Annotated in this window: 17 protein-coding genes; 9 read left to right on the forward strand and 8 right to left on the reverse strand. The window is 62.9% G+C overall.

Features of this window, described 5'->3' with window-relative positions:
• Nucleotides 1-342: 342 nt before the first annotated feature.
• A complete protein-coding gene (locus tag PG898_RS09980; protein WP_268435472.1) occupies nucleotides 343-1,218 on the forward strand; it encodes a DMT family transporter in 876 nt (291 codons plus the stop codon).
• Between the two features lie 38 nt (nucleotides 1,219-1,256).
• Here the strand turns inward: PG898_RS09980 and ilvA are convergent, their stop codons facing one another.
• The 5 genes from ilvA to ilvG form a co-directional block, all read right to left on the reverse strand.
• Nucleotides 1,257-2,795 (reverse strand): threonine ammonia-lyase, biosynthetic, encoded by a 1,539-nt coding sequence (ilvA, locus tag PG898_RS09985; RefSeq protein ID WP_218410353.1) that lies wholly within the window; start codon nucleotides 2,793-2,795, stop codon nucleotides 1,257-1,259.
• A gap of 3 nt (nucleotides 2,796-2,798) precedes the next feature.
• Nucleotides 2,799-4,640: a dihydroxy-acid dehydratase gene (gene ilvD, locus PG898_RS09990; protein WP_042649842.1), complete on the reverse strand. Its 1,842-nt coding sequence runs from the start codon at nucleotides 4,638-4,640 to the stop codon at nucleotides 2,799-2,801.
• Nucleotides 4,641-4,787: 147 nt separating this feature from the next.
• Nucleotides 4,788-5,732, reverse strand: coding sequence for a branched-chain amino acid transaminase (locus PG898_RS09995; protein WP_270823859.1), 945 nt, complete (start codon nucleotides 5,730-5,732; stop codon nucleotides 4,788-4,790).
• Nucleotides 5,733-5,744: 12 nt separating this feature from the next.
• Complete coding sequence (gene ilvM, locus PG898_RS10000; RefSeq protein ID WP_043128746.1) at nucleotides 5,745-6,023, reverse strand: acetolactate synthase 2 small subunit; 279 nt, start codon at nucleotides 6,021-6,023, stop codon at nucleotides 5,745-5,747.
• Nucleotides 6,020-7,666, reverse strand: coding sequence for an acetolactate synthase 2 catalytic subunit (gene ilvG / locus PG898_RS10005; RefSeq protein WP_270823858.1), 1,647 nt, complete (start codon nucleotides 7,664-7,666; stop codon nucleotides 6,020-6,022). Before ilvG ends, ilvM begins: the two co-directional genes overlap by 4 nt.
• A gap of 383 nt (nucleotides 7,667-8,049) precedes the next feature.
• On the opposite strand from ilvG, the gene PG898_RS10010 reads away from it, so the two are divergent.
• From PG898_RS10010 to PG898_RS10020, 3 genes are all read left to right on the forward strand, one after another.
• Complete coding sequence (locus PG898_RS10010) at nucleotides 8,050-9,567, forward strand: YifB family Mg chelatase-like AAA ATPase (protein ID WP_270823857.1); 1,518 nt, start codon at nucleotides 8,050-8,052, stop codon at nucleotides 9,565-9,567.
• A gap of 132 nt (nucleotides 9,568-9,699) precedes the next feature.
• On the forward strand, nucleotides 9,700-10,599 hold the full coding sequence (locus tag PG898_RS10015) for an acyltransferase (protein WP_270823856.1): 900 nt from the start codon (nucleotides 9,700-9,702) through the stop codon (nucleotides 10,597-10,599).
• Between the two features lie 9 nt (nucleotides 10,600-10,608).
• Nucleotides 10,609-11,556 (forward strand): acyltransferase, encoded by a 948-nt coding sequence (locus PG898_RS10020; RefSeq protein ID WP_270823855.1) that lies wholly within the window; start codon nucleotides 10,609-10,611, stop codon nucleotides 11,554-11,556.
• Here PG898_RS10020 and PG898_RS10025 read toward each other — a convergent pair.
• Nucleotides 11,499-11,987, reverse strand: a complete 489-nt coding sequence (locus PG898_RS10025; protein WP_270823854.1) for a DUF523 domain-containing protein — start codon at nucleotides 11,985-11,987, stop codon at nucleotides 11,499-11,501. The genes PG898_RS10020 and PG898_RS10025 overlap by 58 nt on opposite strands.
• 108 nt (nucleotides 11,988-12,095) lie before the next feature.
• Entirely contained in the window at nucleotides 12,096-12,746 is a 651-nt protein-coding gene (locus PG898_RS10030; RefSeq protein WP_270823853.1) for an NUDIX hydrolase, read from the reverse strand.
• A 74-nt stretch (nucleotides 12,747-12,820) separates the two neighbouring features.
• On the opposite strand from PG898_RS10030, the gene PG898_RS10035 reads away from it, so the two are divergent.
• The 5 genes from PG898_RS10035 (at nucleotide 12,821) to phnE (ending at nucleotide 17,898) form a co-directional block, all read left to right on the forward strand.
• On the forward strand, nucleotides 12,821-13,456 hold the full coding sequence (locus tag PG898_RS10035; protein ID WP_270823852.1) for a nicotinamidase: 636 nt from the start codon (nucleotides 12,821-12,823) through the stop codon (nucleotides 13,454-13,456).
• Nucleotide 13,457: 1 nt separating this feature from the next.
• Complete coding sequence (gene pncB, locus PG898_RS10040) at nucleotides 13,458-14,636, forward strand: nicotinate phosphoribosyltransferase (protein ID WP_270823851.1); 1,179 nt, start codon at nucleotides 13,458-13,460, stop codon at nucleotides 14,634-14,636.
• Between the two features lie 123 nt (nucleotides 14,637-14,759).
• Nucleotides 14,760-15,605, forward strand: coding sequence for a putative selenate ABC transporter substrate-binding protein (locus PG898_RS10045; protein ID WP_270823850.1), 846 nt, complete (start codon nucleotides 14,760-14,762; stop codon nucleotides 15,603-15,605).
• Nucleotides 15,602-16,363, forward strand: a complete 762-nt coding sequence (locus tag PG898_RS10050) for a phosphonate ABC transporter ATP-binding protein (RefSeq protein ID WP_270823849.1) — start codon at nucleotides 15,602-15,604, stop codon at nucleotides 16,361-16,363. Before PG898_RS10045 ends, PG898_RS10050 begins: the two co-directional genes overlap by 4 nt.
• A complete protein-coding gene (phnE, locus tag PG898_RS10055) occupies nucleotides 16,363-17,898 on the forward strand; it encodes a phosphonate ABC transporter, permease protein PhnE (protein ID WP_270823933.1) in 1,536 nt (511 codons plus the stop codon). Before PG898_RS10050 ends, phnE begins: the two co-directional genes overlap by 1 nt.
• 119 nt (nucleotides 17,899-18,017) lie before the next feature.
• Here phnE and PG898_RS10060 read toward each other — a convergent pair whose 3' ends face one another.
• Entirely contained in the window at nucleotides 18,018-18,626 is a 609-nt protein-coding gene (locus PG898_RS10060; RefSeq protein WP_005323695.1) for a thiol:disulfide interchange protein DsbA/DsbL, read from the reverse strand.
• Between the last annotated feature and the right edge of the window lie 77 nt (nucleotides 18,627-18,703).

An 18,703-nucleotide genomic window follows, 5' to 3' on the forward strand; every position in this document is an offset into this window, starting at 1 on the left:
AGACCCGGGCAGTCTTTTTCCTGATATTCAAGGGAATAGAACCCATTCGCCGAGTGCAGTCTCCTCCTTCGCTCATGGTTGTATTGCCTCTGTCCAGTCACAATCAAATCCGTTTGACCCCCAAAGATCAATTGGATAACATCAAAATATTAACAATGCTGTCAGTATTAGCATATTTCGATGAAGGACTTTTGATGGAATACGCCTATAAAAGATATTTACCAATAAATTTATAATGGCTTCGCTGTGCTTCGTGCGCGCCAAAAACAGCAGAGTAAATATGACTAATCCGGTGATGAAGCCGTATTTCAACATGAGTCGATGACAGGTCTATGGTACAGCATGAACTATCTTGAACGGTTGGCCCCTATCTTATTTTTATTGATGTGGAGCAGTGGTGCTATCTTCGTCAAGATGGGATTGGAAAACGCATCGGTGTGGTCCTTTTTAACTCTTAGGGCAACAGGTGCATTTCTACTGATGGGAGTGATCTACCTCTGTTTTAAAATAAAGAGCAAAACAAAATTAACCCCAAGCATACTTGCCAAAGTGGTGGTGACAGGTCTCCTCTTGCAAGTCTTCTATCAGGCCTTCTATTTCTTGTCTATTCGTTATGAACTCTCGCCGGGCCTGGTCTCCATTGTCCTGGGCTTGCAACCCATTATAACTATCTTGTTTGGTGGTGATAAGGCATCACCCTATAAACTACTGATTCTTCTGATCGGCTTCTCAGGCTTGGGACTTGCAATCTTTGGTGCCAAGGATGTCAGTCAGGTTACTCCCTTGGGGGTTAGCTTTGCGATCCTCTCGGTAATGGCGATCAGCATAGGCTCTCTCTTCCAGAAGACGATCCCCATGACGCCATTGGAGTCAGGCATGCTTCAGAATGGTTGTGCCTCCATCGTCTTCGTGGCCACTTCTCTCATCATTGGATGGCATGTGAATTGGAGCCCAAACTTCGTCTTCTCCTTGTCATGGATGATAGTGGTCGTTTCCACCGGAGCTGTATTACTGTTGTTCTATATGATCCAGAGAAACTCGGCGAGCAAGGTCAGCGTCCTCTTCTATCTGGTGCCAATATTAACTATGTTTTTTGACTTCATTATTTTCGATACTGAAATTACGACGACAACTATTATGGGGGCACTAATAGTCATCGCCTCTATAAAATTATTCAGCCTACCAAGTCGACGCACATCTGAAAAAATGCTCTCGTGAAAATATCAAAGAGGGAAGTTGACACTTCCCTCTTTGAATCATTTCATCCGTTCATCACCACTCGCCAGGAACAGGCGATAGGCGGGATCGTCGCTCACCTCCTTCCAGCCGTAGCCAATCTCGTGCAGATAGTCGTGGAAGGCGGCCACGTCTTCGTCCGGCAGTTCGAAGGCGCAGAGCACCCGGCCATAGTCGGCGCCGTGGTTGCGGTAGTGGAACAGGCTGATGTTCCAGCGACAGCCCAGGGTCTCGAGGAAGCGCATCAGGGCACCCGGCTGCTCCGGGAACTTGAAGCTGTAAAGCCGCTCGCCGAGGGGCCGCGCCGGACGGCCGCCAATCATGTAACGCACGTGATTCTTGGCCAGCTCGCTCTCGGTCATGTTGACCACGGGGTAACCGTTGCCACCGAGTTGGTCGATGATCTGGCCCAGCTCCTCGTCGCCGCCGGTGAGGCGTACCGAGACGAACAGGGAGGCCTGCACCGCATCCGCGTAGCGGTAGTTGAACTCGGTCACCATGCGCGGCCCAAGCTGGCGACAGAAGTCGAGGAAGGCCCCCTTGCGCTCGGGTATGGTCACCGCCAGCATGCCCTCACGCTTCTCGCCGATCTCGCAGCGCTCCGACACGTAGCGAAGGCTGTGGAAGTTGACGTTGGCGCCGGACAGGATGGCAGCCATCCGCCCCCCCTTCACCTGCTCCCGTTCGCTATAGGCCTTGAGGCCAGCCAGCGACAGGGCACCGGAGGGCTCGGCGATGGCGCGGCAGTCGTCGAAGATGTCTTTCAGCGCCGCACAGATCTGGTCGTTGGAGACGGTCACCACCTCGTCCAGATACTGGTTGCAGAGGCGGAAGGTCTCCTCGCCGATGCGCTTGACCGCCACCCCGTCGGCAAACAGGGAGACCCGCTCCAGGTTGACCGGCTCACCAGCCTCCATGGCGGCCTTGAGGCAGGCTGAGCCTTCCGCCTCCACCCCGATCACCTTGACGTCCGGCAGCAGTTGCTTGATGTAGACCGCCACCCCGGCGGCCAGACCGCCGCCACCCACAGGTACGAAGACGTGGGTGAGGTGGGTATCCTGCTCCAGCAGCTCCTTGCCGATGGTGCCCTGACCCGCGATCACCTCGACATCGTCGAACGGCGGGATCAGGGTGTAGCCCTCCAGTTCGGCGAGGCGGCGGCTCTCGCCGTAGGCCTCGTCGAAGCTGTTGCCAAACAGCATGACGTTGCCGCCCAGCCGTCGTACCGCGTCGATCTTGATGTCCGGCGTGGTCTTGGGCATCACTATGATCGCCTTGATGCCGAGCTTGGCTGCCGACAGCGCGACACCCTGGGCATGGTTGCCGGCCGATGCCGCCACCACGCCATGGGACTTCTGCTCGGCGCTCAGGGTGGCGATCTTGTGATAGGCACCCCGCAGCTTGAAGGAGTGCACCGGCTGCAGATCTTCCCGCTTGAGCGCCACGTGGTTGCCGAGTCGCTCGGATAATTTTTTAAGGGTCTGCAAGGGCGTCACCCGCGCCGCCTCGTAGACGGGTGAGAGCAGCACCTTGCGTAGATAATCCGCCGCAGAGACCATGGCTTACTCCTCCAGCTTGCTTAAATCGCGCACCGCGCCCTTGTCGGCACTGGTGGCGAGCATGGCGTAGGCACGCAGGGCGTAGGAGACCTGACGCTGGCGATTGAGCGGCTTCCAGCCACGGGCCTCGACGGCGGCGCGGCGAGCTGCCAGCACGCTGTCAGCCACTTCCAGCACCATGCTGCGGGCCGGAATGTCGATGTTGATGATGTCCCCATCCTCCACCAGCCCTATGGTGCCGCCGGACGCCGCCTCGGGGGAGACGTGGCCGATGGAGAGGCCAGAGGTGCCGCCGGAGAAGCGACCGTCGGTGATCAAGGCGCACGCCTTGCCCAATCCCATGGATTTCAGATAGGTGGTGGGGTAGAGCATCTCCTGCATACCGGGGCCGCCCTTGGGGCCTTCGTAGCGGATCACCACAACTTCACCCGCTTTCACTGTGCCGTCCAGGATGCCGGCGACCGCAGTGTCCTGGCTCTCGAACACCCGGGCCGGGCCGCGGAAGCAGAGGTTCTCATCATCCACCCCGGCGGTCTTGACGATGGCACCGTTGAGGGCCAGGTTGCCGGAGAGCACCGCCAGCCCCCCTTCCAGGCTGTAGGCGTTGTCCAGGGAGCGGATGCAGCCTTCTGCTCTGTCCAGATCCAGCTCCGGCCAGCGGCAGTTCTGGCTGAATGCCTTGGTGGTGCGAATACCGGCCGGGCCGGCGCGGTAGAAGTCGTGCACCGCCTTGTCGTCACAGCGGCTGACGTCATAGGCCTCCAGCAACTCGCTCAGGGAGGTGCCGAGCACGTTGCGGGTATCGCCGTGCACCAGGCCGGCTCTTTCCAGCTGACCCAGGATGGCGACCACACCACCAGCGCGGTGCACGTCTTCCATGTGGTACTTCTGGGTGGACGGGGCCACCTTGCACAGCTGAGGCACCTTGCGGGACATGCGGTCGATGTCGGCCATGGTGAAGTCGACCCCGGCCTCCTGGGCCGCCGCCAGCAGGTGCAGCACTGTATTGGTGGAACCACCCATGGCGATGTCCAGGGCCATGGCGTTCTCGAACGCCGCCTTGGTGGCGATGTTGCGCGGCAGCGCGCTCTCGTCATCCTGCTGGTAGTAGCGATTGGCCAAAGCGACGATGCGCTGACCTGCCAGCTTGAACAGCTGCTCCCGATCGGCGTGGGTCGCCAGCATGGAGCCGTTGCCCGGCTGGGAGAGGCCGAGTGCCTCGGTCAGACAGTTCATGGAGTTGGCGGTGAACATGCCGGAGCAGGAGCCGCAGGTGGGGCAGGCGCTGCGCTCTATCTGATCGCTCTGGGCATCGGAAACCTTGGGGTCGGCGCCCTGGATCATGGCGTCCACCAGATCCAGCTTGATGATCTGATCGGAGAGCTTGGTCTTGCCCGCCTCCATGGGGCCGCCGGAGACGAAGATCACAGGTATGTTGATGCGCAGGGCGGCCATCAGCATCCCCGGCGTGATCTTGTCGCAGTTGGAGATGCAGACCATGGCGTCGGCGCAGTGGGCGTTGACCATGTACTCCACCGAGTCGGCGATCAGTTCCCGGGACGGCAGGGAATAGAGCATGCCGCCGTGGCCCATGGCGATGCCGTCATCCACCGCTATGGTGTTGAACTCCTTGGCGACGCCGCCGGCGGCCTCGATCTCCCGGGCCACCAGCTGGCCCAGATCCTTGAGGTGCACGTGACCGGGCACGAACTGGGTGAAGGAGTTGACCACGGCAATGATGGGCTTGCCGAAATCCTGATCTGTCATGCCGGTTGCACGCCAGAGGGCGCGGGCTCCGGCCATGTTACGTCCGTGGGTGGTGGTGGCGGATCTCAACTTCGGCATTGTTTCTACTCCCTGAATGCCCCTGGGGCGCATTGTCTTTCAACATGAATGTATGATTCGCGGATCGGGAATCGATCCTGATGAAGGCACCACGAGGGAGCCTTCATCGGAAGCGACTCGGGGAGGCGTGACGCCTCCCCTCTCTCATCAGTCATTGACCGGCGTCAGCCAGCCCCACTTGTCCTCGGTCTTGCCGTTGAACAGGCCGAAGAAGGCGTTCTGCAGCTGCTCGGTCACAGGGCCACGGCTGCCAGAACCCACCTTCATCCGATCCACAGAGCGCACCGGGGTCACCTCGGCGGCGGTCCCCGTCATGAAGATCTCGTCCGCCACGTAGAGCGCCTCGCGCGGCAGCGCCTGCTCGCGCACCTCATAACCCAGATCGCGGGCCAGCGTCATGATGGTGTCACGGGTGATGCCGGGCAGGATGGCGGCGGTAGCGGGCGGGGTGAACAGCACGCCGTTCTTCACCAGGAACAGGTTCTCCCCCGCCCCTTCGCTCAGATAACCGTTCACGTCCAGCGCCAGCCCCTCGGCGAAGCCGTTGCGCTTGGCCTCGCGACTGATCAGCTGGGACGACAGGTAGTTGCCGCCCGCCTTGGCGCCTGTAGGTATGGTGTTCGGCGCAAGCCGGCTCCAGGAGGTGACGCACACATCCACTCCGTTCTTCAGCCCCTCTTCTCCCAGATAGGCGCCCCAGGGCAGGGCCGCGACCATGAGATCTGCCTTGGCATCCAGCGGCGGGTGCAGCCCCAGCCCCACGTTGCCGACAAAGGCCAGCGGGCGCAGGTAGCCGCTCTTCAGGCCGTTCTCGCGCACCACGGTGCGGCAGGCTTCATTCACTTCGGACTCGCTGTAGGGAACGTCCATCCAGTAGATTTTGGCGGAGTCGAACAGGCGGCGAGTGTGCTCCTGCAGGCGGAAGATGCAGGTGCCCTTGGGGGTATCGTAGGCGCGCACCCCCTCGAACACCGAGGAGCCGTAGTGCAGGGCGTGGCTCATGACGTGCACCTGAGCATCCTGCCAGGGCACCAGTTTGCCGTTGAACCAGATGTATTGGGGGTGAGTGGCGGATTGGGAAGGCTGTGACATTGGCTTGGCTCCTTAAGCGCTGATCCGGGGTTGCTGTTCCAGTGCATCGACCCGGGAGACATCCACCAGCTTGACCAGCTGGCTCCACAACTGCTGGATGGGACGCTCCGACTCGACAGTAACCGTGATCCGCAGCTGTTGGCAATCCTGCTCCATATTCAGAGCGCAGAGGGCGAAGCCACGGTGACGCACCACCCGCAGCACCCGCTCCATCACTTCGGGTCTCGGCTGGGCGTGGATATGCAGTGTGTGCTGCGCAAATCCGGGTTGGTGAAAGCTGTGCTGCTTCATGGGCGTTGCTCCATCATCTTGTGGTTGGCGACTCCCGGCGGAACCAGGGGCCAGACGTTTTCTTCCTCTGAAATGGCCACATGCAGCAGGTAGGCGCTCTCGCTCGCCAGCAGGCGATCGAGTGCACCGGCTATCTGCTCCTTGCATGTGATGGTCTCGCTCGGGATGCCGAACGCGGCGGCCAGGGCGATGAAATCCGGGTTGTCGGAGAGTATGGTCTCGCTGTAGCGGCCGTCGAAGAACAGCTCCTGCCACTGGCGCACCATGCCGAGACGTTGATTGTCGATCAGCACCATCTTCACCTTGAGCTGGGCTCGGCGGATGGTGCCAAGCTCCTGCACGTTCATCATGAAGGAGCCGTCACCGCTCACCAGCACCACCTCGTCATCGGGGCGCGACATCTTGGCGCCGATGGCGGCGGGCAGGCCGAAGCCCATGGTGCCGAGACCGGCGCTGGAGAGGTGATTGCGCGGACTGGTGAAGCGCATGTGCTGGGCCACCCACATCTGGTGCTGACCCACGTCGCAGGCCACCACGCTGGTCTCGGGCAAGCGCTCGGAGAGCTGCTTGAGCAGGGCCGGGGCGTAGATGGGCTGGCCGGGGTGGTCGTAGCGAAACGCATACTCACGAGCCATGGCGGCGCAGTGCTCACGCCAGGGATCGATCGCCAGCGCCATGGCCAGGGCGGGCAACACCCGCTTGAGATCAGTGGTGATGCCCACATCGGCGGCGCGGCGCTTGCCGAACTCGGCGGCATCCACGTCCAGGTGGACCACCCTGGCCTCGGGGGCGAACTCCTCCAGCTTGCCGGTCACCCTGTCATCGAAACGGGCACCCACCACCACCAGCAGATCGCACTGCTGCACCGCATAGTTGGCGGCCTTGGTGCCGTGCATGCCGAGCATGCCGAGGTAGACGGGGCTGTCGGGATCGAGCGCGCCTATCCCCTTGAGGGTGGTGACCGCCGGCATACCGGTGGCGGCGGCAAAGTCCCGCAGCTGCGGCTCCGCATTGGCCATGCCCACACCGCCCCCGACGTAGAGCACGGGACGCTCGGCAGCGGCCAGCAGAGTGCGGGCCAGGGTCAGCTCGGCCGGATTGAGGGGCTCAGGCTCCTCCACCGCAAACAGCGGGCTCTGGGTTGGCACGGCGGCGAGCTGCACATCTTTGGGAAAGTCGATAAGCACAGGACCCGGACGCCCTTCGGTGGCGATGGCGAAGGCTTCCGCCAGCACCCGGCCCAGATCGGCGGGATCCGTCACCATGAAGGAGTGCTTGGTGCAGGAGAGAGACATACCGAGTACATCGACCTCCTGAAACGCATCGGTACCGACGGCGGCGCAGGCGACCTGACCGCTGATGGCGACCAGGGGCACGGAGTCGAGCAGCGCCTCCGCCAGGCCTGTCACCAGGTTGGTGGCCCCTGGGCCCGAGGTGGCGATGCAGACCCCCACCTGGCCGGAGGCGCGGGCATAACCCACGGCGGCCATGGCAGCCCCCTGCTCGTGACGGCAGAGCTGATGGGCCAGTCCACCGTCATACAGGGCGTCATAGACCGGCATGATGGCTCCGCCCGGGTAACCAAACACCTGGGTCACACCCTGTTTCTTGAGAGCCTGTACCAAAAACTGCGCGCCGTTCATGTGGAAATCCTGTCCTTTGGTCGAAAAAAAACCCCCGGGCCGTGAGGCTCGGGGGTCGCTTGTTTCGTTCTGTCCGGTGGTGGGTCTATCCCTTGTTCCGTGCAGCTAAACGAGCCCCGAGCGGTGAGATAATAATCACCACTAGGACCACAATAATGCTGACGAAACGGGAGGCCATGTTCATAGTTACAACCGGAAATCCTGTGAAATGGGGGCGGTTTGCACCGCGAATGGCTATTAGAACTAGCACGGTGATTTTTATTGGGCAAGCATTTTTTACCTGACAAGACTCTGATTTTGACTGATCTGCAAGCTGCTCTCTGGAACAAAAAACTAATAAAAAACGGTTAACCAGCACATACATCAAACCAAGGACGGGATTTATGTCATTAGCTGTGGTTTATAGCCGTGCCAGCCTGGGAATTGCGGCGCCGCAAGTCACGGTGGAAGTCCATTTATCCAACGGACTGCCCGCCTTCAACATGGTGGGACTGCCGGAAACCTCGGTGAAAGAGTCGCGGGACAGAGTGCGCAGCGCCCTGCTCAACGGCAACTTCGAGTTCCCCTCCAAGCACATCACAGTCAATCTGGCCCCCGCCGATCTGCCCAAGGAGGGAGGCCGTTTCGATCTGGCCATCGCCATCGGCATTCTCGCCGCATCCAAGCAGATACCGGCAACATACCTGCTCGATCATGAATTTTTAGGGGAGTTGGCCCTGACCGGCGAGATCCGCCCCGTGCTCGGGGTGCTGCCCGCCGTGCTCGCCTGCCGCGATGCGGGTCGCACCCTGCTGGTGCCGCGAGAGAACGGCCCCGAGGCCTCCCTCATCCAGGATGCCGAGGTGCGCACCGCCCACCAGCTGCTGGCCGTCACCGCCTGGCTGGCGGGTCAGTACGAACTGCCGCTGCCGGAGCCCCAGACCACGGACGCCCTGCCCGATGTGCCGGATCTGCAGGATGTGATCGGCCAGTCCCAGGCCAAGCGGGCGCTGGAGATCGCCGCCGCTGGCAGCCACAACCTGCTGTTCATCGGCCCGCCCGGCACCGGCAAGAGCATGCTGGCGAGCCGATTGCCCGGCATACTGCCGCCGCTGAGCGAACAGGAGGCGCAGCAGACCGCCGCCATCCACTCCATCGGCGGCCTCACCCCCCGCGCCGGCCACTGGCATCACAGGCCCTACCGCACGCCCCACCACAGCGCCTCGGCGGTGGCCCTGGTGGGAGGTGGCAGTCACCCGCGGCCGGGGGAAATATCCCTGGCCCACAATGGTGTGCTGTTTCTCGACGAGCTGCCCGAGTTCGAGCGCAAGGTGCTCGACTCCCTGCGAGAGCCGCTGGAGACGGGTCACATCACCATCAGCCGGGCCGCCCGCCAGGTGGATTTCCCCGCCCGCTTCCAGCTGGTGGGCGCCATGAACCCCAGCCCCTGTGGCCACTATGGGGACGGCCAGACCCGCTCCAGCCCGGATCAGATACTGCGCTACCTCGGCAAACTCTCAGGCCCCTTCCTCGACCGTTTCGATCTGACGGTGGAGGTACCGCTGCTGCCCAAGGGGAGCCTGACTGGCAAGGCGGAGCGGGGGGAGTCGAGCCAGCAGATCCGCGACCGGGTGCTAGGGGCGCGCGAACGAATGCTCAGTCGCAATGGCAAGCTCAACAACCTGCTGGATAGTCGCGAGATAGAGGATATTTGCCGACTATCGCCACAAGATGCCGAGTTTTTGGAGAACGCCATCCAGAAGCTGGGGCTCAGCATCCGGGCCTGGCACCGCATTTTGCGGGTGTCGCGCACCATAGCGGATCTGGCGGGGCGCCCCGTCATCGAGAAGGAACATCTTATCGAGGCGCTCGGTTATCGCGCCATGGACAGGCTGCTGTCGCGGCTGCGCAGCGGCCAGTGAATGCGACATGATGGCAAGGACAGCCCGGCGTCAGTGCGGTGCATCCATGGTCTAGCGCCGGAACGGCTGATATTATGGCCACAGATCTGACCACTTGGTTACCACCCACAGACACGAAAACGGATCCGATTCATGCACAACAAGCTGATAGAGCGGCTGCGCGGCTGCCTCTCGACCCTGCTCTATTTTTTCAACACCCTGTTCTGGTTTGTCCCCATCCTGCTGCTCGGTCTCATCAAGCTGTTGCTGCCCCTCAAGGGCTGGCGAACCCTCTGCAACGCCCTGCTGGACGGCTGCGCCAGCTGCTGGATAGGTTTCAACAACCTGATCCAGAAAACCATCATCAGAACCCCTTTCGAGGTGGTCGGAGTGGACAAAGCGCGCCGGAATGAGTGGTATATGGTGATTGCCAACCATCAATCCTGGGTCGACATACTGGTACTGCAGCGGATTTTTAATCAGAAAATCCCCTTCCTGAAGTTTTTCCTCAAGAAAGAACTGATTTGGGTACCTTTTCTCGGTCTGGCATGGTGGGCGCTGGACTTCCCCTTCATGCGGCGCTATTCCCGTAAACTTCTGGAAAAGCGACCCCATCTGAAGGGAAAAGACATAGAAACGACACGGAAGGCCTGTGCCAAGTTCCGCCACATTCCGGTGAGTGTGATGAACTTCGTGGAGGGCACCCGCTTCACCGCCCACAAGCACGACAAACAGGGCGCGCCCTATCGCCATCTCCTGCACCCGAGGGCTGGCGGCATCGCCTTCACCCTGGCGGCCATGGGGGATCAACTGCACAAGCTGGTGGATGTGACCATAGCCTATCCGGGTGGCATCCCCAGTTATTGGGACTTCATGTGCGGTCGGGTCAAGGAGATCAAGGTTCGGGTCCGCTTTCTGCCGATCGAACGCAATCTGGTGGGGGATTACTTCAATGACCCCGAGTTCCAACAAGAGTTTCAACAGTGGCTGAACGGGATCTGGCGTGAGAAGGACCAGACCCTGGGTCAGCTGCTGGCGGACAAGACGCAGTAAACGACGCCCATGCTAACCCTGCTCCCGGGTCCCCTGGTGCTGTTCATCAGCACCAGCCTGACCATTTTGTTCACCGCCCTGTGTGCCAGCCTGATCCTGCTGGTTTCCCTGGCGAAACTGCTGCTGCCGATCCCGGCCTTTGGCCGCGCCTGCTGCCGGCTCAACAATGGCTTCATGCGCCTGTGGCTGGCCTGCAACGCCCTGGTGATAAGCCTCACCACCCGCATCGACTGGCAGATTGAGGATGAGACCCGGCTGCGCAAGGATGGCTGGTACCTCATCATCAGCAACCACATGAGCTGGACCGACATAGTGGTGCTGGGTCACCTGTTCCGTGATCGGCTGCCGGTACCCAAGTTTTTCATGAAACACGAGCTCATCTACATCCCGTTGTTGGGGCTCGCCTGCTGGGGGCTCGACATGCCCTTTATGCGCCGCTACTCACGGGAATTCCTGCTGCGCAACCCGCACCTTCGCGGCAAGGATATCGAGACCACCCGCCACGCCTGCGAGAAGTTTCGCCACATCCCCACCACCGTCATCAACTTCGTTGAGGGGACCCGCTTCACCGAGGAAAAACGAGAGGCGACCCGTTCCCGTTACCAGCACCTGATGCCCCCCAAGGCGGCGGGGCTGGCCTTCACCCTGGCGGCCATGGGAGAGCAGTTCGACAGTCTGATCAACGTCACCATCAGTTATCCGGACAACGCAGAGGCCCCGTTCAAGGACTTTTTGATGGGGCGGATGAAGCGCATCCGGGTACGCATCGAGGAGCTGCCGGTGGACGGGCAGCTGGTAGGGGATTACTTCAACGACAAGCAGTTCAAGCGCGGCTTCCAGGCGTGGCTGAACCAGCGCTGGCAGGAGAAGGACGAGGTGCTGGAAGGCTGGCAGCAGGCTCAGGCGCCCGTGTCGTTGACCGCCAGGGAGAGCGCCGACGCCAGCTCGGGCAGCTGATCCTCGCTGAACACGGCAATGCCGTGGCGGCGCAGCAGGGCCGTGGTCTTGCCCTCCCCCGCCACGGAAACCCCCTCGAAGCGGCCATTGTAGATGCGACCACTGCCGCAGGAGGGGCTTCCCTCTTTCAGCAAGGCGAAGCGGATGCCCTGCCGCTGGCAGAGCTCGAGCGCCAGCAGGGCACCCCGATCGAACTCCGCCGTCACATCCATCCCGCCCTCGGTCACGACCCTCTCCCCCTGCCGCTCGGCGGGTGGACGCGGGGTCGGTAGACCGCCCGCCACCTCGGGGCAGAAGGCCAGCACCCGCCCCTCGGCGCCCAGTTCATTCAGCCAGTCGCTGACGATCCCCTTGCTCTGGCCATCGTAGCGAACCGGCTGGCCCAGCAGACAGGCGCTTACCAATACCTTATGCACTCCTGCGTCACTCATGCTTCGTTCTCCATTGGTCGACCAGATACCTTGGTGCATAGCCGTCGTAGTACGGCGGCATTGGATCCAGCAGGCAGACGCTGACCAGCACCCGGGGCGGTGCTTTGTTCATGCCTCGGCTCCATTCATCACCTGATCGAACATCACGCAGCAGGGGTTTTCCAGCCGATAGAGGATGGCGGGACGCTGCTTGCCGGTGCGCTTGCGACCGGTATCCACCAGGATGTCGGCGCGATGGATCCGCTTGCGAAACGCCGCCGTGTTCATCGGCGTCTGCAGGATGATTTCGAAGGCGCGCTGCACCTCGGAGAGGGTGAATTCGGGCCCCAGCAGATGCAACGGCAGGGTGCTGTAGCGGCTCTTGATGCGCAGCCGCTCCAGCCCTCTGGCGATCAGTTGGTCGTGATCGAAGGCGAGGTCGAGGCCAGACAAGGCCGAGAGCGGGTGCCAATGACCTCGCACGGCCTCCGCTCTGGGTTCCACCAGACAGAGATAGACCAGGGTGGTGGACCAGCCACGGGGATCCCGCTCCAGATTGCCGAGGGTACAGACCTGTTCGCTGTAGCAATGACCCAGCCCCCACTCCGCCAGCAGACGGTGGCGTGCGGCATCCAGATCCCGGTCCCGGGTCTCGTCTATGCGCAGGGCCGGCAACTGCCAGCAGTGGGTAAAGGGGGGGCGATCCCGGGTCTCGAGCAGCAGTTCGAGCCGCTCCTCGTTCAACCGCAGCACCACCATATCCAGACTCATTCTCGGCATCCTGGTCGACCTGCTCGCCTTCTAATAATGTTTGGTAGATAATATCACAAGAATATTATGTGCAGGAGCCACCCATGGGAACCATCGCCAGCCTGGATATAGATGCGCAGAAGGGCTTTACCCCTCTCTGCCCGAACGAGCTGCCCGTCGCGGGCGGGGCTGACATAGTGGCCGCCCTGAACGCCCAGGCCGCCCTCGCCAGCCTGCGCGTCGGCAGCAAGGACGCCCACCCCGCGAACGCCGCCTGGGTCGTGACAGACCTCGCCGCCATGCTGCAACCGCTGGCTCTACCCAACGCCGATCTCACCTGGCCGGTTCATTGCGTGCCGGGCACCCCGGGCTTCGAGCTGCTGGACGGCCTGCCCGCCCCCATCGACTATGACTTCTTCGTCTGGAAGGGGGTCGAGCCGGACCTGCATCCCTATGGCGCCTGCTACCATGACCTGGCCGAGCGGCGCAGCACAGGGCTTATCGAATTCCTGCAAGCACGGAGCGTCGATACCGTGCTGGTCGGCGGGCTCGCCACCGACTACTGCGTCAAGACCAGCGTGCTGCAGCTGCGCCGTGCCGGTCTGCGGGTCATAGTGCACCTCGATGCCTGCCGTGGCATAGCGCCCGAGACGGTTGCCTGCGCCCACACCCAGATGATCGAGGCGGGTGCCGAACTGGCCCAGACCCTGATCGATGTACAACGCCTGCTGGACGCCTGATATGTCACCCATTCTCACCAGCCTGCTCGACACCGACGCCTACAAGCTGCACATGCAGCAGGCGGTGTTCCATCGCTACCCGGATGCCGAGGTGGTGGCCGAGTTTCACAGCCGCAACGAGGAAGATCTGCTGCCCATGATGGGCGAGATCGAGGAGCAGCTGCGCCTCGCCGGCTCCCTGCGCCTGACCGGATCCGAGCTCGATTTCCTGGCCGAGCGCCCCTTCTTCACCGCCGATTACCTCGATCACCTGCGCCGCAAGCCGCTGGATGCCTCCCTGCTCAAGGTGTTCGAGCAGGATGGCCGCATCAATGTGCGGGTCGAGGGACCCTGGCAGGACGTGATCCTGTGGGAGATCCCTGTGCTCGCCATCATCAGCGAGATGCGCAACCGCTTCCGCTATCCCCAGTTCGGGGTGAGCCAGGCGCTGGCGCGGCTGGATCAGAAGATCGACAAGCTGGAGCGGGAGCTCAGCCCCGAGGAGATGCAGGATTTCAACCTCATCGACTTCGGCACCCGCCGCCGCTTCTCCCATGCCGTGCAGGATGCCGTGGTGGGCCGCCTCAAGGAGCGCCTGCCGGCATTTCGGGGCACCAGCAACTACCAGCTGGCCCAGAAGTACCGACTGCCGGCAGTGGGCACCCAGGCCCACGAGTGGTTCCAGGCTCACCAGCAGCTCGGCTTCCCGCTGGAACACAGCCAGCGCGCGGCCCTCATCAGCTGGCTTGACGAGTTCACCAACCACCTGGGCATAGCCCTGACCGACTGCATCACCATGGATGCCTTCCTGCGCGACTTCGATTTCGAGCTGGCCAGCCGCTATCAGGGACTGCGCCACGACTCCGGTGACCCCGTGGTGTGGGGCGAGAAGGCCATCAGCCACTACCAGCAGCTCGGCATAGATCCCAAAGACAAGACGCTGGTCTTCTCCGACGGCCTCAACCTCGACAAGGCCGTCGAGCTATTCCGCCACTTCCGTGGCCGCATCAACACCAGCTTCGGCATCGGCACCAAGCTCACCTGCGATCTGCCCGGCGTCAGCCCGATGAACATCGTCTTCAAGCTGATGGAGTGCAACGGCGGCCCTGTTGCCAAGATCTCCGACAGCCCGGGTAAGACCCTGTGCCGGGACGCGGACTTCATCCGCAACCTCAAGCAGGCCTTCCACATCGGGGTGTAACGCGCCTTTTTGAGGGGCCATCTTGCGCAGAGCGCTGCAGGCCCCCTACCATGACCCTCTTGCAAGGTCCGACTGGTGTCGGGCCTTTCTCTTGCCCGAACGACAGACCACAAGGAACTGCCCATGACCTCTAAATGGATATTTGCCCTCACCACCCTGCTGGCCAGCCTGGGCGCCACCGCCGCCGAGCCGTTGCGGGTATCCGCCATCCCGGACGAGGCCCCCACCGAGCTGCAGCGCAAGTTTGCCCCGCTGGGTGACTACCTGGCCGAGCAGACAGGCCGCGAGGTGGTGTTCGTGCCGGTCAACGATTACGCCGCCGTGGTCGAGGCGCTGGCCGCCGGCAAGCTGGACATGGCCTGGCTCGGGGGCTTCACCTATGTGCAGGCCCATCGCCGTGCCGACAAGGTGGTGCCCCTGGTCCAACGCCAGGAAGATGCCCAGTTCACCTCCAAGTTCATCGCCAACGCCGACAGCGGCATCAAGACCCTGGCCGACACCAAGGGCAAGGACTTCGCGTTCGGTTCCCCCTCTTCCACCTCGGGCCACCTGATGCCGCGCCACTTCCTGGCCGAGCAGGGGATCAACCCGGAGCGTGACTTCGCCCATGTCGCCTTCTCCGGCGCCCACGACGCCACCGTCGCCTGGGTCGCCTCCGGCAAGGTGCCGGCCGGCGCGCTCAACGCCTCCGTGTGGGACAAGCTGGTGGAAGAGGGCAAGGTCGATACCGCCAAGGTGAAGGTGATCTGGACCACGCCGACCTATTTTGACTACAACTGGACGGTGCGCGGCGACCTGGACCCGGCGCTGCAGGAGAAGATCAAGCAGGCCTTCCTCAAGCTGGATCCCGCCGTCCCGGCCCAGGCCGAGATACTCAAGCTGCAACGAGCCAGCCGCTTCATCGAGACCAAGCCAGAGAACTACCTGGGCATAGAAGCCGCCGCAACCCAGGCCGGTCTGCTGAAGTGATCGCCGTTGCTCTGAACGGGGCTGGGCTGCAGATCGGCCAAAGCCGCATCCTGCACCCGTTCAGCCTGCGGCTGGAGGCGGGTGAGTGCGTCGCCATCATAGGACCGAGCGGCGCGGGCAAGACCAGCCTGCTGCGCCTGCTCGGCACCGAGCTGCGCGGCGAGGGGAAGCTTGCCCTCTGGGGAGAAGATCCCTGGGCCCTATCCACCCGGACCCGCCAGCGGCTGCGCAGCCGGATCGGCATGGTCTGGCAGCAGCCTCCGCTGCCCGCCTCCCAGCCGGTGGTGACTGCCGTGCTGGCCGGCAGACTCGGCCAGTGGTCCCTCGGTCGCGCCCTGCTCTCGCTGCTGCACCCCTGCGATCCGGACAGTGCACGGGCCGAACTGGCCCGCCTCGGCCTCGCCGACAAGTGGCAGCAGCGCTGCGGCGAGCTCTCCGGCGGCCAGCTGCAGCGGGTCGGCATAGCCCGGGTGCTCTATCAGCAGCCGGATCTGATCCTGGCCGATGAGCCTGTCTCCGCCCTCGACCCCGTGCTCGCCCGCAGCAGCCTGGACGCCCTGCTGGCCCAGGCCCGCGCCCGGGGCAGCACGCTCATCGCCAACCTGCATGCGGTCGAGCTGGCGCTCGAGCGCTTCCCCCGCATCATAGGCCTGCGCGAGGGACGGGTGCAGTTCGACTGCCCCGCCCAGGCGGTCACCCCGGCCATGCTGGCCGCCCTCTACGCCGGCGATCAGGAGGCCCTGCCGTGCACCGGCTGATGAGCCGCTGGCGCCATCCCCTGCCCTGGCTGCTGGCGCTGATCGGCTTCAGCCTGTGGCAGCATGCCGAGGGCTGGCTCGGGCTGCTCGATGGCCAGAGCTGGCGGCAGATGGGCAATTTTCTCGCCACCAGCTGGCCACCCCGCCTTGATCAGAACTTTCTCGCCCTGACCCTGACCGCCACCCTGGAGAGTCTGGCCGTGGCGACTCTGGGGCTGGCCGGCGCCCTGCTGCTCGGCATTCCGTTCGCCCTGCTCGGCTCCCGCGCCCTGTCGCTGGCCGAGCTGGGGCCGGTTCCCAGCCCGCTGCGCGGCGCCTTGCGGGCCCTCAGCCGACTCATCGCCATCCTGCTGCGCAGCCTGCCCGAGCTCATCTGGGCGCTGCTTTTTGTGCGCCTGTCCGGGCTCGGGCCGCTGGCCGCCATCCTGGCCATCGCCGTCAGCTACGGCGGCATGCTGGCCAAGGTCTACAACGAGATCATGGAGAGCGGCGCCCTGCAACCGGCCCGCGCCCTGCTGCTCAGTGGCAGCGGCCGCCTGCAGGCGCTCTGGTACGGCGTGCTGCCTGCGGTGCGTCAGGAGCTGCTCTCCTACACCGTCTATCGCTGGGAGTGTGCCCTGCGCGCATCCGTCATCATGGGCTTCGTCGGCGCCGGTGGGCTCGGCCAGCAGCTCGAACTCTCGTTGCGCATGTTTTCCGGCGGCGAAGTGGTGACCCTGCTGCTGGCCTTCATCCTGCTGGTCACGCTGGCGGATGGCCTCAGTGCCTGGCTGCGCCACAGCCGCGCTCCCGGCCTGCAACTGCTGATCTGCCTGGGGCTGGCTGGTACCCTGGCGTTCCATCAGCTCGACTGGCGCATGTTGAGCTTCTCCTTCGGCGGACTGGGGCAGTTTGTCGGCGAGTTTCTGCAACCGGACTGGTCACGTCCCTTCCTGCTGACGGTGAGCACCGGCCTGCTCGATACGGTGCAGATGGCGCTGCTGAGCACCCTGTTGAGCGCCCTGCTGGCACTGCCGCTGGCCTGCCTCGCCCGCCACTGCTGGCCGCTGCGGTTGCTGTTCAACCTGCTGCGCTCCGTGCCCGAGCTCATCTTCGCCAGCCTGCTGGTGATCGCGGTCGGGCTGGGGCCGGTGGCGGGCATACTGGCGCTCACCCTGCACACCACTGGGGTGCTGGCCCGGCTGTTCGTGGAGACGCTGGAGAACGCGGATCAGACCCCCCGCCTCGCCCTGCAATTGAGCGGTGCCGGCCCCGCGGCCAGCTTCTGGTACGGTCTGTTCCCGCTGGTGTCACGGCAGTGGCTGGCTTACAGCCTCTATCGCGGCGAGATGAACCTGCGCGCCGCCACCATCCTCGGGGTGGTGGGCGCAGGCGGACTGGGACAGCAGCTCTATGTATCCCTGAGTCTGTTCCGTTACGATCAGGCGGCCACCCTGATCCTGGCCATCTTGCTGCTGGTCTGGCTGGCGGAAGCCATCAGCCGCCGCACCCGGTTGCCGCGCCCCGCGCCTTCCCAGCGAGACTGCCAGATCTGAATCAGGTTTGATCCGACTCCGTCCGCCCTGCCCGACGAGGCGGCCGGTTCTGGCGGCCACAAAAACAAAAAGCCCGCCGGTTCGCACCGGCGGGCTTTTTTCATGCGGTCAGGCAACAATCAATCTTTCTTGGCCAGCAGGAATTTCACCAGCTGGTTGAACTGCTCCTGGGAAGTGATGGATTCAATCTTCACCATGTACTTGCCATTGACCAGGAAGGCCGGCACACCACGCACGTTGTAGCTCTCGGTGTTGCGGTCGAACTGGGACACCATGCCGGAGACGGCGAAGCTGTCGACGGCACCGTCAAACTCCTCGGCCGGCACGCCGTTGTCCACGAAGATCTGCTTCACGTCGGCACGGCTTTGCGGCACCTGACGCTGGGTGTGGATCTTGTCGAAGATGACCGGGGTCAGCTTGCCTTCCACATTCAGCAGATTGGCAACCGCATAGGCACGCTGCATCTCGGGGCCCATCTCGCGACCCAGGAAAGCCACCGGGTTCTTCTTCATCGCCACGCCTTCCGGCAGGCTCTTCTTAAGCTCCTCGGCAATCGGCTCGAACTTGGCGCAGTGCGGGCAGAAGTAGGAGAAGAACTCCAGTACTTCAGGTTGGGCGCTACCGGTCTGGGTGACCACGTCATAGTTGACGCCTTCCTTGAATTCCGGGGCGGCGTGAACCATGGGGATCATCAGCATGGCAGCGAGGAAAAATAGTACTTTTTTCATGACGTTTCCTGTTAAGGGATCACTGTGAGGCACGCCCGGCGAACCGAAGCAGTCCAAGCCTATTGCGTCCCCCTCCT

This window comes from Aeromonas sp. QDB31 (genome assembly GCF_027707605.1).
Lineage (GTDB): Bacteria > Pseudomonadota > Gammaproteobacteria > Enterobacterales > Aeromonadaceae > Aeromonas > Aeromonas media.

What these genes read in the sequence shown, in the direction of transcription:
- PG898_RS09980 (WP_268435472.1), top strand. Translation starts at nt 343, where the DNA reads ATGAACTATCTTGAACGGTTGGCCCCTATCTTATTTTTATTGATGTGG.
- ilvA (WP_218410353.1), bottom strand. Translation starts at nt 2,795, where the DNA reads ATGGTCTCTGCGGCGGATTATCTACGCAAGGTGCTGCTCTCACCCGTC.
- ilvD (WP_042649842.1), bottom strand. Translation starts at nt 4,640, where the DNA reads ATGCCGAAGTTGAGATCCGCCACCACCACCCACGGACGTAACATGGCC.
- PG898_RS09995 (WP_270823859.1), bottom strand. Translation starts at nt 5,732, where the DNA reads ATGTCACAGCCTTCCCAATCCGCCACTCACCCCCAATACATCTGGTTC.
- ilvM (WP_043128746.1), bottom strand. Translation starts at nt 6,023, where the DNA reads ATGAAGCAGCACAGCTTTCACCAACCCGGATTTGCGCAGCACACACTG.
- ilvG (WP_270823858.1), bottom strand. Translation starts at nt 7,666, where the DNA reads ATGAACGGCGCGCAGTTTTTGGTACAGGCTCTCAAGAAACAGGGTGTG.
- PG898_RS10010 (WP_270823857.1), top strand. Translation starts at nt 8,050, where the DNA reads ATGTCATTAGCTGTGGTTTATAGCCGTGCCAGCCTGGGAATTGCGGCG.
- PG898_RS10015 (WP_270823856.1), top strand. Translation starts at nt 9,700, where the DNA reads ATGCACAACAAGCTGATAGAGCGGCTGCGCGGCTGCCTCTCGACCCTG.
- PG898_RS10020 (WP_270823855.1), top strand. Translation starts at nt 10,609, where the DNA reads ATGCTAACCCTGCTCCCGGGTCCCCTGGTGCTGTTCATCAGCACCAGC.
- PG898_RS10025 (WP_270823854.1), bottom strand. Translation starts at nt 11,987, where the DNA reads ATGAGTGACGCAGGAGTGCATAAGGTATTGGTAAGCGCCTGTCTGCTG.
- PG898_RS10030 (WP_270823853.1), bottom strand. Translation starts at nt 12,746, where the DNA reads ATGCCGAGAATGAGTCTGGATATGGTGGTGCTGCGGTTGAACGAGGAG.
- PG898_RS10035 (WP_270823852.1), top strand. Translation starts at nt 12,821, where the DNA reads ATGGGAACCATCGCCAGCCTGGATATAGATGCGCAGAAGGGCTTTACC.
- pncB (WP_270823851.1), top strand. Translation starts at nt 13,458, where the DNA reads ATGTCACCCATTCTCACCAGCCTGCTCGACACCGACGCCTACAAGCTG.
- PG898_RS10045 (WP_270823850.1), top strand. Translation starts at nt 14,760, where the DNA reads ATGACCTCTAAATGGATATTTGCCCTCACCACCCTGCTGGCCAGCCTG.
- phnE (WP_270823933.1), top strand. Translation starts at nt 16,363, where the DNA reads ATGAGCCGCTGGCGCCATCCCCTGCCCTGGCTGCTGGCGCTGATCGGC.
- PG898_RS10060 (WP_005323695.1), bottom strand. Translation starts at nt 18,626, where the DNA reads ATGAAAAAAGTACTATTTTTCCTCGCTGCCATGCTGATGATCCCCATG.